Annotated in this window: 16 protein-coding genes; 11 read left to right on the plus strand and 5 right to left on the minus strand. The window is 41.5% G+C overall.

Going from position 1 to position 16,548, the window contains the following annotated elements; genetic code table 11:
- Positions 1 to 193: 193 nt before the first annotated feature.
- The 6 genes from leuA (at position 194) to rdgB (ending at position 5,641) form a co-directional block, all read left to right on the plus strand.
- Positions 194 to 1,891 (plus strand): 2-isopropylmalate synthase, encoded by a 1,698-nt coding sequence (leuA, locus tag F909_RS14980; RefSeq protein WP_005147012.1) that lies wholly within the window; start codon positions 194 to 196, stop codon positions 1,889 to 1,891.
- 126 nt (positions 1,892 to 2,017) lie between these two features.
- On the plus strand, positions 2,018 to 3,178 hold the full coding sequence (gene metX / locus F909_RS14975) for a homoserine O-succinyltransferase MetX (RefSeq protein WP_005147014.1): 1,161 nt from the start codon (positions 2,018 to 2,020) through the stop codon (positions 3,176 to 3,178).
- Positions 3,178 to 3,771: a methionine biosynthesis protein MetW gene (gene metW / locus F909_RS14970; protein ID WP_004804210.1), complete on the plus strand. Its 594-nt coding sequence runs from the start codon at positions 3,178 to 3,180 to the stop codon at positions 3,769 to 3,771. Before metX ends, metW begins: the two co-directional genes overlap by 1 nt.
- On the plus strand, positions 3,768 to 4,355 hold the full coding sequence (locus tag F909_RS14965; protein ID WP_005147015.1) for a tetratricopeptide repeat protein: 588 nt from the start codon (positions 3,768 to 3,770) through the stop codon (positions 4,353 to 4,355). The genes metW and F909_RS14965 overlap by 4 nt, the downstream gene beginning before the upstream one ends.
- Positions 4,356 to 4,459: 104 nt before the next feature.
- Positions 4,460 to 4,966 (plus strand): SMI1/KNR4 family protein, encoded by a 507-nt coding sequence (locus tag F909_RS14960; protein WP_005147017.1) that lies wholly within the window; start codon positions 4,460 to 4,462, stop codon positions 4,964 to 4,966.
- 51 nt (positions 4,967 to 5,017) lie between these two features.
- Complete coding sequence (rdgB, locus tag F909_RS14955) at positions 5,018 to 5,641, plus strand: RdgB/HAM1 family non-canonical purine NTP pyrophosphatase (RefSeq protein ID WP_005147019.1); 624 nt, start codon at positions 5,018 to 5,020, stop codon at positions 5,639 to 5,641.
- Positions 5,642 to 5,658: 17 nt separating this feature from the next.
- On the opposite strand, the gene F909_RS14950 is transcribed toward rdgB, so the two are convergent.
- Positions 5,659 to 6,546 (minus strand): AEC family transporter, encoded by an 888-nt coding sequence (locus F909_RS14950; RefSeq protein WP_032877690.1) that lies wholly within the window; start codon positions 6,544 to 6,546, stop codon positions 5,659 to 5,661.
- A 153-nt stretch (positions 6,547 to 6,699) separates the two neighbouring features.
- On the opposite strand from F909_RS14950, the gene tatA reads away from it, so the two are divergent.
- The 4 genes from tatA (at position 6,700) to F909_RS14930 (ending at position 10,500) form a co-directional block, all read left to right on the plus strand.
- Positions 6,700 to 6,915: a Sec-independent protein translocase subunit TatA gene (gene tatA, locus F909_RS14945; RefSeq protein ID WP_005147023.1), complete on the plus strand. Its 216-nt coding sequence runs from the start codon at positions 6,700 to 6,702 to the stop codon at positions 6,913 to 6,915.
- A gap of 12 nt (positions 6,916 to 6,927) precedes the next feature.
- On the plus strand, positions 6,928 to 7,374 hold the full coding sequence (tatB, locus tag F909_RS14940; protein WP_005147026.1) for a Sec-independent protein translocase protein TatB: 447 nt from the start codon (positions 6,928 to 6,930) through the stop codon (positions 7,372 to 7,374).
- Complete coding sequence (tatC, locus tag F909_RS14935; protein ID WP_005147028.1) at positions 7,371 to 8,135, plus strand: twin-arginine translocase subunit TatC; 765 nt, start codon at positions 7,371 to 7,373, stop codon at positions 8,133 to 8,135. The genes tatB and tatC overlap by 4 nt, the downstream gene beginning before the upstream one ends.
- A 178-nt stretch (positions 8,136 to 8,313) precedes the next feature.
- Positions 8,314 to 10,500: a PhoX family protein gene (locus F909_RS14930; protein ID WP_005147031.1), complete on the plus strand. Its 2,187-nt coding sequence runs from the start codon at positions 8,314 to 8,316 to the stop codon at positions 10,498 to 10,500.
- A 250-nt stretch (positions 10,501 to 10,750) separates the two neighbouring features.
- Here the strand turns inward: F909_RS14930 and F909_RS14925 are convergent, their stop codons facing one another.
- From F909_RS14925 to F909_RS14910, 4 genes are all read right to left on the minus strand, one after another.
- Positions 10,751 to 11,401: a hypothetical protein gene (locus F909_RS14925; protein WP_005147033.1), complete on the minus strand. Its 651-nt coding sequence runs from the start codon at positions 11,399 to 11,401 to the stop codon at positions 10,751 to 10,753.
- A gap of 79 nt (positions 11,402 to 11,480) precedes the next feature.
- Positions 11,481 to 13,019: an alkaline phosphatase gene (locus tag F909_RS14920; RefSeq protein ID WP_005147034.1), complete on the minus strand. Its 1,539-nt coding sequence runs from the start codon at positions 13,017 to 13,019 to the stop codon at positions 11,481 to 11,483.
- 20 nt (positions 13,020 to 13,039) lie between these two features.
- Entirely contained in the window at positions 13,040 to 14,632 is a 1,593-nt protein-coding gene (locus F909_RS14915; RefSeq protein WP_005147035.1) for an alkaline phosphatase, read from the minus strand.
- 141 nt (positions 14,633 to 14,773) lie between these two features.
- The gene (locus tag F909_RS14910) at positions 14,774 to 15,556 is read right to left on the minus strand and encodes an NRDE family protein (protein ID WP_005147038.1); all 783 of its coding nucleotides are present in this window, start codon (positions 15,554 to 15,556) and stop codon (positions 14,774 to 14,776) included.
- A 109-nt stretch (positions 15,557 to 15,665) separates the two neighbouring features.
- Between F909_RS14910 and lgt the strand changes: the two genes are divergently transcribed.
- Positions 15,666 to 16,478: a prolipoprotein diacylglyceryl transferase gene (gene lgt, locus F909_RS14905; RefSeq protein WP_005147039.1), complete on the plus strand. Its 813-nt coding sequence runs from the start codon at positions 15,666 to 15,668 to the stop codon at positions 16,476 to 16,478.
- Positions 16,479 to 16,548: the final 70 nt, after the last annotated feature.

The raw sequence follows: 16,548 nt of genomic DNA on the forward strand, positions 1-16,548 counted from the left end.
CCCGTCTCATACAACACATCTCGCTGCACTTCTCCTGATGCTGCGCCTCGCGCGCGTATAAATTTTTCGCCTACATTTTTAGGCGTTGGATCCCCGAATTCGCTTTAAATTAATTCTTATAGACACCATATATATTTGTAGCACGTTGCCTTTTATTTGACTCAGCAACCATGCTACGACAAGGAGTTTTCTCATGATGTTGGCTGACCCAAGCAAAAAATACCGCCGTATGTACCAGCGAGTGGATTTACCAGATCGTCAATGGCCGAATAATGAAATCAATCAAGCGCCTATCTGGATGAGTACCGACCTTCGTGACGGTAACCAAGCAATTTTTGAACCAATGAATATGGAACAAAAATTAAAAATGTTCCATATGTTGGTCAAAATCGGCTTTAAACATATTGAAATTGGTTTTCCATCAGCTTCCCAAATCGACTTCGACTTTGCACGCAAATTGATTGAAGAAGATTTGATTCCTGAAGATGTGTATATCGAAGTTTTGGTTCAAGCACGTGACCATTTGATTGAGCGTACCTTTGAAGCCTTAGTCGGTGCGGAACGTGCTATCGTGCATATCTATAATTCAAACTCTCCGACTTTCCGTAAAAAAGTCTTGAATGTCGATGCCAATGGTTCTAAACAGCTTGCCATTAATGCGGCTACCAAAGTCAAAGAATATGCAGCGCAATACCCTGCTACAGACTGGATTTTCCAATACAGCCCAGAATGTTTTTCGGCAACTGAATTAGACGTTGCCAAAGACGTCTGCGATGCTGTGACTGAAATTTGGGAAGCTTCACCAACCAATAAAGTCATCTTGAACTTGCCTGCAACAGTTGAAGTATCTACACCGAATGTCTATGCAGATCAAATCGAATGGATGCACCGTAACTTGGCACGTCGTGATGGCGTGATTATCTCTGTACACTGTCATAATGACCGTGGTTGTGGTATCGCAGCCTCTGAATTGGCGATTATGGCAGGTGCTGACCGTGTTGAAGGTTGTGTGTTTGGTAATGGTGAACGTACGGGTAACGTTGATGTTGCCGCGATTGCCTTGAACATGTATACCCAAGGCGTTGCACCAAACTTAGACTTCTCCAATATTAATGAAATCATTGCAACAGTTGAAGAGTGTACAGGTTTACCTGTGCATCCTCGTCATCCATATGCAGGTGATTTAGTCTTTACCGCATTCTCTGGTTCACACCAAGATGCAATTAAAAAAGGCTTCGAATTCCAGAAAAACGAAGATATTTGGGATATGCCATACTTACCAATCGATCCAAAAGACTTGGGTCGTGACTACGATGCGGTGATTCGTGTCAATAGCCAATCAGGTAAAGGTGGTATTGCTTACTTGTTAGAATCGAATTACAACGTTGCATTGCCACGCCGCGTACAAATTGAATTCAGTCAGATCGTACAGCAACATACCGATGAAAATGGCACAGAAATTAGTGCACATGAGATCTGGAATTTATTCGAAAGTACCTATGTGGATGTGAAAAATAGCCATTATCAAACTAAACATTATCAATTGTCCGATATCAATGGCACACAAATCATCGAATTAGACATTGAAATTGAAGGTGAAATTCAACGTTTACGCGGTGAAGGTAATGGCCCGATCTCAGCCATGTTGAATGCTTTACAGCTCCCAATTGATGTTGTCAGCTACGAAGAGCGTGGTATCAGCTCGGGGGCCAATGCCAAAGCCCTTGCCTTGATTGAGCTTCAAGTGAAAGGTACAGGTAAGAGTGCATTCGGTGCTGGGGTTCATGACAATATCGTGACTTCGTCAATTGAAGCCATTATTGCCTGCACCAATCGCTTGATTGAGCAAGGCGTTTTGACCACGGATCAAGTGGCTGCTGCAGCTGTTTAGATAAGTGAAATATCACATAATCGTCAGTAAAGCTGAGTTGTAATATCAGAAAAAATGACTTTTGAAAGGATACCTGAATTGGTATCCTTTTATTATTAATGATTGATTATAGGGCGAATCATTCCAGTGTCTTTTCCATCGGATTCAGTGGGTTTAGTCACACCACAAAAGTTTCAATTTGAACAACCTTTAGAACTTGAATGTGGACGAGTTTTACCTCGTTTTGATTTAATGGTTGAAACCTATGGAACACTCAATGCAGATCAATCGAATGCCATCCTAATTTGCCATGCACTTTCAGGACACCACCATGCTGCGGGCTTTCATCATGAAGACGATAAAAAAGCTGGTTGGTGGGACAGCTGCATTGGGCCAGGAAAAGCAATTGATACCAATCACTTCTTTGTTGTTTCCTTAAATAATATCGGCGGTTGTAGTGGCTCTACAGGCCCAACCTCACCGAATCCTGAAAATGAAAATCGTCCCTATGGTCCAGACTTTCCATTGGTTACAGTCCGTGATTGGGTCAAAACCCAAGCTATGCTGTCCGATCGTCTTGGAATAAAGGTTTGGTACGCGGTTATTGGCGGCTCTCTGGGTGGCATGCAAGCGTTACAATGGTCATTGGACTATCCTGACCGATTGCAGAAATGCGCCATCATCGCCAGTGCGCCAAAATTATCAGCCCAAAATATTGCCTTCAACGAAGTTGCACGCCAATCCATTCTTTCCGATCCCGACTTCCATCATGGTCGTTATTTAGAAAATGATAGCTATCCAAAACGTGGTTTGATTTTGGCACGCATGGTCGGCCATATCACCTACTTGTCTGAAGAAGCCATGAAACAAAAATTTGGTCGTGATTTGAAATCAGGCAAATTTATGTATGGTTTTGATGTCGAATTCCAAGTTGAAAGCTATTTACGCTACCAAGGTGAACAATTTAGCCGCAATTTCGATGCAAATACTTACTTGATTATGACTAAGGCTTTGGATTATTTTGACCCTTCTCGTGAATATGAGCATTCTTTAACGAAGGCAATGAGTCAACCAAAATGCAAGTTTCTGGTCATTTCATTTACCACAGACTGGCGTTTTAGTCCAAGCCGCTCACAGGAATTAGTCGATGCTTTGATTGATAATCATAAGCCTGTCAGTTACTTAGATATTGATGCTGAACAAGGTCATGACTCTTTCTTATTTCCAATTCCACTGTATGTGAAAACGCTACGCGCATTTTTAGGTGGAGAACAACAGTTGCAATCGACACCGCAGGAGCAGCACTAATGCGTATAGATCAACGACTCGCCGAAAAGTGGATTAACCCGAACTCTAGCGTGTTAGACCTAGGGTGTGGTGATGGTGAATTGCTGGCTCATATGAGTAAACAGCACAATATTCGTGCCTATGGTCTAGAAATTGATCAAGAAAAGATTGCAATTGCCATCAGTCGAGGGTTAAATATTATCCAACAGGACTTAAACCTCGGTTTAAGCCGTTTTGCCGACCAGTCTTTTGACTCTGTGGTTATGGCACAAGCTTTGCAAGCTGTAGATGCACCCGATGTATTACTTCGTGATATGGTGCGTGTCGGCAAACAGGCGATTATTACGTTTCCAAACTTTGCATATTGGAAGACACGTTCTTTTCTTGCATTGAAAGGGAAAATGCCTGTTTCGGAAGCTTTACCTTATATGTGGTATAACACCCCGAATATTCATTTATGTACTTTCCGTGACTTTGAAGCCTTGTGTGCTGAGAACCGGATTAAAATTATTAATCGACTTGCCGTTAATGGTGACCAACAAGGTAGTGTGCTCAGTAAGCATATGCCGAACCTATTTGGTGAAGTCGCAATTTATCGAGTGAGCGCTCTATGAAAAAGACATTAATCAGCACATTTTTATTTGGTCTGATCAGTATACAAGCGCACGCTGACTATGTTGCTCAACCCCAATCGGTTGCAACACAGGCAGCGCGATATTCAGTGATGGGTATCAATGAGCTACAAAGCGCAGCAAAAGCTGGTCAAGCAGGTGCACAGTTTTACTTAGCAACACGTTATCAATATGGTAAAGACGTTGCCAAAGATGAGAAACAAGCGTTCTCTCTTTTTAAAGCAGCAGCGGATCAGGGCTTATCTGCCGCACAGTTAAATGTGGGCCGTATGTATGCGGATGGCATGGGTACGAAAAAAGATGATGCTTTAGCACGTAAATACTTTGAGAAAGCAGCCAGTAACGGCGATAACCGTGCTAGCTTTAATCTCGCGATGATGGAAGAGCAAAAGAAAAACTTTGTCGGTGCTTATCAGTGGTATGAGCTTTCAACTCGTGACGGTATGCTCGATACTAAAGTGATCAGTCTTTCTGAAGGTAAGAAAACCGCCTTGGCTGCGAACTTAACCCAAGAACAGATTCGTACCGCACGTGACCGTGCTGATAGATGGATTCAAGCGCAATAATCTGATTTAGATCTATTGATTGATTTAAAACCGACTTGTGAGAGTCGGTTTTTTTATTTAAGGCATACAGCTTATGCAGATGAATCATAGGATATAAATTAAAAATGCATTCATTTCCAAACTTACTAAAGCAACTTCACAAAATTGAATTTGATTATGAAGATGGCAAAGGTATTGATTTTGAACCTTATGAAAACTTTTTATCAGAAAAAGAGACTAATAAATGGTTAAAAGCTTGGACTGGAAATAGTGAAGTCAAAGGAGATTCACTCTTAGTCTTCGGACAAGATGGAACTGGAGGATATGCTGCCTTTTGGCTTATTAATAAAGAGCAAGATATTCTCAAACAGCCAATTGTTTTTCTGGGTTCAGAAGGAGAGATAGGCGTAGTTGCAAATAATTTCGATGATTATCTATGGCTACTCGCCCAAAAGCATGGGCCATTTGAAGCCATCTATTACCCAGAAAATAGTAAAAAGGTAAATCAAGCATTTTTAGATTTTGCAAAAAAATGCTCAAAGTCTGAATATAGAGAGGTTTTAGAAATTATTAAAGATGCAAAAAATACTCACCCTGACTTTGAAACATGGATCGAAAGTTTAATCCGTTAAAAGAAATATTTAGTACAATTTACATTATTTAGAATATTGAGATTTACATTCATGTCCCCTCTCCATTGGCTCAGCCAAGGCAGCCTCGTCCTTGCAAGTAACAACAAAGGTAAAGTTGTCGAATTTGAACATCTCTTTCAACAACTCAACCTTCCTGTCGAAATCATTCCTCAAGGCAAACTGGATATTGAAGATGCGATTGAAGACGGTCTCAGCTTTGTTGAAAATGCCATTATCAAAGCACGCCATGCGTCTAAACTTTCAGGTAAACCTGCGCTAGCAGATGACTCCGGACTGTGTGTACCAATTTTAGGCGGTGCACCTGGGATTTACTCGGCACGCTATGCGGGTGAGCACGGTAATGATGCAGCTAATAACCAAAAATTAGTGGCTGATCTTGCGCCTTTACGCAAAGACGGCGAAGCCATTGAAGGCATGTTTGTCTGCGTATTGGCACTGGTCACCCATGCTGAAGACCCACTCCCACAAATTTTCCAAGGCATCTGGAAAGGTGAGATTTTAGAAGCAGCACGTGGCGAAAATGGCTTTGGTTACGATCCTTTATTCTGGCTACCTGAGCTGAATGTTTCGAGCGCTGAACTCAGTAAAGCTGAGAAGAATAAGATCAGCCATCGTGGTCAAGCCATGCAGCTGTTTAAAGCAAGTCTAGTTTAAAATACTAAAGTGCCCTGCTAAATGAGGGCACTTTTTACATGTAATAAGATGCCATACATAATAATGACCAGACAGCTCACCATTGTTCCTGCTGCAATATATCGAGCGGATACACCTGTGCCTTGATAATGAGTTTCCAACGCCACAATATTGGCTGCCGGTGGTAAACAAAATAATAAAAATAAAACAGGGAGCAAAAATTCAATATTTGGAATCGGGATAAAATAATAGGTCAATGTACAAATCAATATACCAAACAACATTTTTACGATGAGTGCACGCGTACTAAAAATCAAATCCGCAACATGTACACGCGTATGTCGTAACCACATACCCAAGATACACATCCCCGCAAAGCTCATACCAAATTTGGCAACATCATAGCTCCACTCTAAGACCAGATTTCCCTCTAAGCTCTGACATCCTATACCCCATAAAATCAATGCGATCAATAATGCGAGCACAGGCGGTGACTTTACAACCTTACGCAGTGTTGCAACATAGTCAGTTGGCCCTTCTGAAACGGCAGCAACTGCCCAGATATTGCCAAACAGTGAACCACCAATATATAACGCAATCATGGCGGCGCTGACCTGGTCGCCAAAGAGTGCAATGGCAAACGGAAAACCCAGCCAGCCAATATTGCTATAACTCGAACAAAGTGCCTGTAAACGATCTTTAGAAGAATAAGCAAACACATAAAATAGCAGGACCGATGCAGTGAAACTAAACAGAATCAAGGCAAAACTACCCGCCTGATAAAACACCATGTTGTAAATAATGACCACAGGAATAAACAACCGCGCCAATAAGGAAGAGAGTATCTTCTTTAGCTGTTCTGCGAATTTAAATTGAGCCGCCATTAGCCCGAAAATAAAAGCACTTATTGGAAGGAGAAAGGTCATGTCGATCTGGTTTTTATCACGTATTGATATGGCGCCTATGCTAGCACTATTTACCATTTGGTAGACGCAGTGTCTTAAAACTGCAATATAAGTGTCACATCGTTGTCATGCCAAGCTGTTGAGATATACCCAAAGTTTTATAGGAATAGAATAATGGCTGGTTTATCAATTTGGCATGTACTGATTTTTGCAATTGTAGTCATTCTACTTTTTGGTACATCTAAACTTAAAAACTTAGGGAAAGATGTCGGTGGTGCGGTAAAAGACTTCAAAAAATCAATGAAAGAAGAAGAAGCTGCGGCGCCTTTAAATGAACCGCGTACCATTGATGCTCAAGTTAAAACGACTGAAAGCTCAGTAAAAAGCTAAGCGAGCACGACTATGCTGAATTTGGGAATGACCGAGATTTTTTGCTTTGCAGTCATTGCATTGTTGGTCCTCGGTCCTGATAAATTGCCAGAAGCTGCTCGGTTTGTAGCGAAATGGTATGGCAAAATTAAAAAGTTTATCAACAACATTCAGAATGAAATCGATCGCGAATTACGCCTTTCTGAGTTCCGCGAAGAAATGCAAAAAGAAATTGATAAAATTACTGAACTTGAACGCAGGATGCAACAACAGCTAGATGCGCTTAAAAGTACACCAACGCCATCCGATGCTGAGCCAGTACAAGCAGAGGCCAATAAACCAATGGTGACTTATGCCTTAAGGTCTCAGCAAGCGATCATTCCTTTCAGTCTTGAATATCAAAAGCAATTACCTTTCAACCTTGAGCCACCCAATGTAATGGCTCAAAAGTTTGATACAGAATTAAAGATTGCCGTATGAGCCAATTACCCTCTACTTCAGTGACTAATGAAGAATCGCTTCAACAAATGCCTGTGATGCAGCATTTAATTGTACTCCGCCAATATCTCTTCAAAATTGTTGGGGTAACGATTTTTCTTTTTTTCTGCTTGTTACCTTTTCGAAACCAAACTTATCAATCGCTTTCTGAGCCATTAAGACAACAGCTTCCTGCAACCTCAACCATGATTGCAACCGATGTGACGGCAACCTTCATGGCACCGTTTAAGCTGAATCTATTTGTCGCATTTATGTTGGCAATGCCTTACATCATTTATCAAATTTGGTCGTTTATCAAACCTGCGCTTTATGACAAAGAACGCCACTTGGCAATACCTTTACTGCTAGGCAGTATTGTGCTGTTTTATTTAGGCGTGGCCTTTGCTTATTTCATTACCTTACCGGCAATTTTGCATTTCTTCATTAGCGTTTCACCTGAAACCGTTGCGCCGATGACAGACATCAATAGTTATTTAAGCTTCTGTTTAAAACTTTTCTTGGTATTTGGCTTCACCTTTGAAATCCCAATTATTACCTTGGTGCTGATTTTAATTGGTGTCGTTAGCACCCAAACACTGATCGAAAAGCGTCGTTTTATCGTCGTGGGATGTTTCTTTGTTGCCATGTTTGTGACCCCACCCGATGCTTTGTCGATGATTATGCTGGCCGTTCCGATGTGGATGCTATTTGAATTGGGTTTATTATTTGGAAAAATACTGGAAAAAAGAAAAGCTTCAGATTAATAAGTACAAAACTAAATCCTCGAAAATATTTCGGGGATTATTTTAATCCTATATTTATTAAATAGTTAAAAAATCTAAATTGTCTTTAAACTGCCTTCAAACTGTCAGAAAATTGTCATCTCCGCTTCATAGAATCGATCAGGATTTATTTAACATATATTAAAGATACGGATTTACTATGACAGCCAATACCAATCAGCCAAGTCGTCGTGATATTTTAAAATGGTTCGCGGGTGTACCGTTTTTACCACTCGGGGCAATGAGCACAGCAGCAGTTTTAGCGGGCTGTAATGATGACAATGATAACGACAGCATCGTTACACCAACACCAAAGCCAATTAACTTCAAAAATGCAACCTTTACAGGTATGCCTGCACCAGCAACTGTAGCAGCAATGGCAACAACGGCCTGTTCATCAAGACTTTCTATTAACTGGGATGACGGCAGCAAAACTGACTATCAACTCGCTTATAAGCCATTTTTCTTAACAGGCACAAAAGTACCAGATGGCAAAGGTGGTCAAATCATTGCTGGCGGTTACTTTGATATCAACAATCAGCCTATTATTGATAAATCAGTTGAAGGTAAAGAGCGCCAATATTTTTCTGACTGCCCAGATGGTAGTTCGTTAATTAGCTTTAAAGAAGCAACAGGTAAAGACTTTACTGATGCAGATAAAAAAGCATTAGGCGTAACAGGTAATCCTGTTTTCCATGTGGTTCAATTCGAATATCTTTCAAAAGATCAAAATGGTGGAGATACTTACGGCAAGTTGTCTTCTCCAATTGCAGTCTTAACTTTAGATCAAGATCCAAAAACAGGTCATTTATCGCTGATTAAATACCATAATGTTGATACTTCTAGTGCACATGGTCTTTGGATCACATGTGGTGCAAGTCTTTCGCCATGGGGGACTCACCTTTCAAGTGAAGAGTATGAACCAGATGCCTTTGACCAAAAACTAGGTCAGTCATTATCGACCTTGAAAGCTTTCAGTAAAAATATCTACGGCAATGAAGCGACAGCAAATCCATATAACTATGGCCATTTGCCTGAAATTATTGTCAAAGCTGATGGTACAGGCACTGTGAAAAAGCACTACTGTTTAGGTCGTATTTCACATGAACTGGTACAAGTATTTCCAGATAACCGCACAGTATTAATGGGTGATGACTATACCAATGGCGGTTTATTCATGTTCGTTGCAGATAAAGAAAAAGACTTATCTGCAGGCACGTTGTATGTTGCAAAATATACAACGCCATTAACCGACTCAACAATTGGTAAGATTTCGTGGATTAGACTTGGTCATGCAACCAGTGCTGAGATTGAAAATCTCATCAAGAGCGGTATCAAAGGGACGGATATTTTTGAGTCAGTATTACAGATTGCAAAATATCCAAGTGATGCAACGCCTGAAGAGAAAAAAGCAATCGATGCAACTAACCCAACAGCGGAACAAAAGCTATTGGCCGATGCTGCAAAAGCACGCATAAAACCTCAACAAGCAGAACAAAAATTAGCTTTAGAAGCCCAAGGTTTTAAATTTACTTATTTGAGTAAAACAGGCGTTTACTTAAAATTAAAAGACAATAGCGATAAAACTAAATTAGCAGCAGCTTTCCTAGAAACTCACCGTTATGCAGCTTATGTTGGTGCATCAATGGCATTAACCAAGAATGAAGGCACAACTGTCAACATCGCTGACAAGCGTGCATATTCAGCATTGGCGAATATTGTCGACTCAATGGTTGAAGGGGGTAGCGGCTACTTGGCCGAGCATAATGTAAAATTCCCGAAATTGACGGCTGGCGGTATCTTGGAGCACAAGTTAACGAGTGGACAAAAAGACACTACTAATACAGCAATTAATAGTGAATGGGTTCCAAGTGAATCAAGCCTATTACTTAAAGGTAAGGATATTAGCTTCGATAACTTAGGTAATACAGCTGACCCAGAACAAATTGCAAGCCCAGATAACTTGAAGTTCTCTGAAAAGTTACGCACCTTGTTTATTGGTGAAGATTCAGGTAACCATCTGAATAACTTCTTATGGGCATATAACGTCGACACCAAACAGTTAATCCGTATTTTATCGACACCAGCAGGTGCGGAATCAACAGGCTTACATGCAGTTGATGAGGTGAATGGCTGGACGTATATCATGAGCAACTTCCAGCACCCTGGTGATGAATGGTACCGCTTCTACAAAGACAATACTGACGGTTCTCGTAGCGGTCTAAGCACAGCTCTACTCGCTCAGCTTGATGATGCCATTAATAAAAACTACAGCAACAAATTCGCTGCTGCAGTTGGCTATATCACCGCTGACCCAATTGCCCCATCTGTTGTGAAAAAAGCTTAAATCTGCGCTTTTTTCTCACAAAAAAATGCCGACAAATATCGGCATTTTTTATTCAATGAAGCAATCTCACTGCACTACCCACACTTGTTTGAATACAGAGAAAAATCACAGCAAACGATAAATTTTATTTCAGCCACTTTTCCTGTTTGTAAATAGGTGAACAGAACAATGCTCGTTTTTCTCTCATGTTTCTTATTATAAAAAAGCTCCTTCAAAAGGAGCTAAATCAAACCAATCAGGCTGTCTATCATTAATCACCAAAATCTGAATAATCTTTACTGGTGAATTTGCTATATTTTTTCCAAGGTTCTGCCATGTTCACTTGTTGAATGTTTGCTTTCATAATGTCATAGCGCAAACCATCTAAGCTACGAATATCAACACGTTTCGCAATATTGTTCCGATTATCCCATTCCACACGAATCTTGTTCTTCTTATTTTGGGTTTCATACCACGTGCTGTTGCTATCCTTTTTGGTGACCTTCATCCCTTTTAAGGTTTTGGGATCAAGTAGCGAATAAACACATGACCAACAGTTACTTAAGCCCAGCATATCTACATCCGCATCTTGCAAATGTACGACTGTTTTATCTTCGACCAAAACCAAATTCAGTTTGGGCTGTTTTTTCTGATCAATAAAATAATGTTGCGCCGCTTCAGCTAAATCTAAGTGTTTATGTCCATCCTTTTCATCACCATGCTGATGCTGTTTCGGCAATACACGTTCAATCCAGATATTCTGAGTATCACGATACATCCGTTCCTGAAATACACTGGTACGGGTCACACCATCATTGCCAATATTTTGAGACTCACGTGTAATACTGGCACTCAATAACGGTGCAGCATGCAAAGACGTCATTCCCAAACTGAGCAATACCGAACTCATTACTAGACGCATGTTATTTCCTGGATAAAAAAAACCTCAGTCATAGTGACTGAGGTTTTTTGCAATATGATGAAAATATTGAATAAAGCGTTTATTTAAATCCAAATGCTTCTTTTAATTTACTGAATACCCAAGCATTTTCACGTGTACCTTTAAACACTTGTGAGCCAGCACCCTCAGCAAATAGTAGGACATCCCCACCACCATGTGTTTCAGAACCAGGACTACCGAGTTTAACGCCGACTTGTTGCAAGTAATCATCTGCCGCCGCTTCATCATCAGTAATATCAATACGTGAAGTTGGGCGTGGTCCACCACCATTACCAAAGACCAACGTGGTTGAAGTTTTACCCTTCGCATCAAAGTTAGGTGCATGCTTCTTACCATCAGCCAACACACGCGTGCGCGTATCTGTTGCTTTGGCTTCTTGATAGCTATAACTTAAACCCAAGATACCTGGGTTGGTCGCAGTTGTTTTTCCAGTACGCGCGGTATAACCATTAAAGGTCATGGTATGGTCATGGTCGGCAGTCACCACGATCAAGGTATTCTTTAGCTCAGGATCCGTTTTCTTGATTTTATCCAAGGCTGTCTTGATCGCATTATCAAATGCAATGGTGTCGTGTAGTGCACGTTTGGCATTGGTTCCATGTAAAGCATGGTCAATACGACCACCCTCAACCATCAAGAAAAAGCCTTTGCCCGCGGTATCTTGTGCCTGTAGTAAATCAATCGATTTTGCTGTCATTTCAGCTAGAGTTGGCTGGTTTGGCGCAGTTCTCGCGCGATCCAAATCATATTCTAGATGTGAGGTTGCGGAATAAAGACCAATATACTTTTTATTCAATGGTGCTGCATCCATCTCTGCTTTGGTCGCACCTACAGTATAATTTTTAGCCTTCAACTCATTGAGTAAATTACGCCCATCAATACGCCCTTTTTTATTGTCGGTCGCATTAAAAGGCGTGAAATGATTACGTCCACCACCCATTAATACATCCACACCATCTAGCAATTTTGTATTGTAACCTACCCCACCTGGAATCACCTGACGTGCAATCTCAAACTGTGCATTACGATTACACACATGAGCGAATGTCGCAGCGGGAGTTGCATGGGTCAACTCGGTGGTGGTAATCGCCCCAACTTTTTTACCATTGGCTTTGGCAAGTTCTAAAATTGTTTCCGCAGGACTACCAGCAGCGACACTTGAGCCTGGTGTTGGGCAATTGTTAATGGCATTCGATACTTTAGTTACACCATCTGGCGCAGTACCTGCACTTGGTTCAACTGCGATGGTTCCAGGTGTCATCCCAATCACTTCATTTCGGGTTTTCTTCCCCGTCATATAGGCCGCCATAGAAGGCGCACTGTCTGTGGTTTGACCATCTTCTGAATATGTCTTAATTCTGACGGTACGGCGCAAGGTGTCCATGGTTAATTTACCAGATTCACCGTAGCCATAAATTCGGCTTGCCGTGACTGTGGTTGGCCCCATACCATCACCTAAAAAGAAAATGATATTCTTGGCTTCACCCGCAGCCTGTGCACCCGTACTTGCAGCAAGTAATGCAACAGTTAAAGCAGAGGCTTTCATACCGAACTGACCTAATTTAAATTGTTTTAACATCATCGTTCTCCAGTCTGTTGTTATTTATCTAGGCCAATGGCTTTACGAACTAAGTTAAATACTTCGATATTTTCTAGACTACCGTGGAAGTTGTCTGAGCCGACACCGATTGCACCAAGGAATACATCGGTACCGCCATGTGTTTCGCTATCCGCAAAACCAGTTTGCACCACGGCTTCTTGTTGGAAATCATCTGCAGCCGTACCTATACACCAACCCTCTTTGTCAATGTCCGTTCCACGGCTATCGGTATATTTACCTGCTGGGCCTGCGACTGGATTACAGCTATCGTTATCCACTAACTTACCACGTGCTTCAAGACGGTTATCATCTAGGCGCTTTTTACCAGTACCAAAGCCAATAATTGGATACGGTGTTCCGTTTTCATCAGTGGCATAGCCAGCTTTGTTATAGTTTTTAACCAAACCTAATACGCTGGTCTCAGCACCTTTTACATATTTACCTGTACGTTTCGCATAACCATTCAAGACCATGGTATGGTCATGGTCAGCAGTCACCACGATCAATGTATTCTTGAGTTCTGGATCTGTTTTTTTAACTTTATCAATCGCTGCTTTAATCGCATTATCAAAAGCAACTGTATCTTGTAATGCACGTTTTGCATTGGTGTCATGTAAGGCATGGTCAATACGTCCGCCCTCAACCATCAAGAAGAAGCTTTTATTTTTCGCTTGTAAGACATCAATTGCCTTGGTGGTCATATCTGCAAGACTTGGCTCATCAATCTTCTTATTGGTACGATCTAGGTCATAGTTCATATGACTGGCATTGAATAAGCCCAATAATTTTTTGGTCTTGGTTGGATCGATTTTGGTCAAATCACTACCCGTTGTAACAAAGCTATAACCTTGATCTTGCATTTCTTTGACCAGATCACGACCATCAGCACGCTTACCACCTGATACAGTCGTTGGTTTAAACTGGCGTAAGCCGCCACCCAAGACCACATCCACACCATCATTTAATTTGGTGTTATACGCCCCCCATCCAGTACCCTTCCCTGCAGGAACCAGTTGCGCTGCAATATCATTTTCAGCATCACGATGACAAACATGTGCATAGGTCGTTGCTGGTGTTGCATGGGTAATACGGGTTGTAGTTACGAGTCCCGTACCCATGCCTTGTGCTTTGGCAAGTTCAAGTAAGGTTTCTGCAGGTTTCTTGCCTTTATTCTCTGCAACATCATCACAGGTACTGGTACCATCTGCTTTCGGTGGAGATGCGATCGTTCCTGTCTGCATGGAAATGACTTCATTTTTCATTTTCACGCCAGTCATATAGGCAGCCATTGACGGTGCACTATCCGTCACCTGACCATCTTCTGAAAAAGTACGAACAAACGCTGTTTCTGGGAGTGTATCTATGGTCAAATCACCATCTTCACCAACAGAATAAATACGCGATGCAGTTAAGGTGGTAATCCCCATCCCATCGCCTAAAAAGAAAATGACATTTTTCGCTGTTGGTGTTTTTGGTACTTCTGCTTTTTCATTATTATCATTATCGTTACAGGCGACCATCCCACCCGATAAGACTGCTATCAAACTGACCGCCAATAGCTTTTTGGAAAAGCTCATCTTTGATAAGAACATAAAATATCCCCAGATTTATTGTTTGGACGTAATTTCGTTGCATAGACCATAACAATGCTGGGTGACCCTTTTATGTCACCTTGATGACAATATTATTTCATCTTGTTGTTTTATATAAAAATTATGTTATAACATATCAAGTCAATCAACTAACGTAATTTGAAGATCAACAATTTTTCCATGCTGCTCACCCTGTTGAGTTTTTTCCAGCCAATGCCATTGTGTTTGCGTCAGTCTTAAAAAATTAGAGCATCGTGTGCCATAAATTGGACTTTGAATAAAGGTTGAAGACAGCAAAGCTTCCATGTCTGTATTGATTCCCGTATCGGGTAACAGATCTGGAATGACTTTTCTCTCGTCTTCTAAAATATCCCAAGCAGCATTGTTTAATGTTAACGCTGATACTTGTGACTGTTGTAGCATCGGTAGAAATTCTTGCGTAAAGCGCTGACGTAAATGTCTGGTTTTCTGCCAATCTTCAGACATGAGTCCATTTGAGACCACGTAGACACCATTGGCGAGGACTTGTGGAGCTTCACCACGGTTGCTCATATAAACGGCTTGTTCTGTATCGCCAACAAACACATTAAACCCCGCATAGTCCTGTTGCTGCTGTTCCAACTGTCGTGCAAAACGAATCGGAGCCAAATCACTTTCTAAAAAGGATTGGATCAAATGCCCTCGCGAAGTTGTATATTTATTTTGATCTCGCCCATTGCGAAAATTGGTGACAATTGCCCAACGCCCCGACGCTGTAACCCCCATCCAGGTGCCACCCGACTGTAAGTCCTGCCCTGCAAAAATGTTGCTGTTTTCCCATGGATGCAAAAGCGAACTTGGCCGATGATAAAATTCATCACGATTTGAAATAAGGCACAGTGGCATCTCATCTAGCACTTGCCATGCAAAAGCGACAATACACATAGATTCTTTTTCTCACATATTCGGAACATTGATCTTTCACATTGAATGTACAACATTTTTAACATCATTCCGCTACAATCTGCTCAAAATATAAAATTGAGGAACAGCAATGCTGACCTATCCAAATATTGATCCGGTTGCGCTGAGCTTAGGACCAGTCAAAGTGCACTGGTATGGACTGATGTATCTCTTGGCTTTTCTATGTGCATGGGGTTTAGCATCATATCGCGCTAAACAACGAGATGGCTGGACAAGTGACATGGTTTCTGACCTAGTCTTTTACGGCGCACTTGGTGTGGTCCTGGGTGGTCGTGTCGGCTATGTCCTGTTTTATGAATTTGATAAATTCCTAGAAAATCCACTGTGGTTATTCCAAGTCTGGACAGGCGGCATGAGCTTCCACGGCGGCTTCCTTGGTGTCATGATTGCAATGCTATTTTGGTGTAAAAAATACCAAAAGACTTGGTTCCAAACCTTGGATTTTATTGCCCCATGTGTACCAACAGGTTTGATGTTCGGACGTTTTGGTAACTTTATTGGTGGTGAACTTTACGGTCGTCAAGTCCAAGATCCAAGCTATCCATTTGGCATGATTTTCCCAGCCGATCCATTAGGTCTAGTTCGCCATCCATCACAAATCTATCAAGCACTCTGTGAAGGTTTGATCCTGTTCATCGTACTTTGGTGGTTCAGTTCTAAGCCTCGCCCACGTATGGCGGTTTCAGCGGTGTTTCTCGTCGGCTATGGTATTGCTCGCTTCTTTATGGAATTCTTCCGCGAACCCGATGCAGACCAAGGCTATATCCTCTTCGGCTGGATGACAAAAGGGCAGATCCTCAGTTTCCCAATGATTATTATTGGCCTATGGATGATCTGGTACGCCTATCGTAAAAACATCTATGATTGGCAATTAAAGAAATAACAGAATGGGAGCGAATGCTCCCATTTTTATTTCCACAATGAAGCCAGTTTATCGCTTGATCGGAAACAGC

This window comes from Acinetobacter sp. ANC 3929, assembly GCF_000369405.1.
Lineage (GTDB): Bacteria > Pseudomonadota > Gammaproteobacteria > Pseudomonadales > Moraxellaceae > Acinetobacter.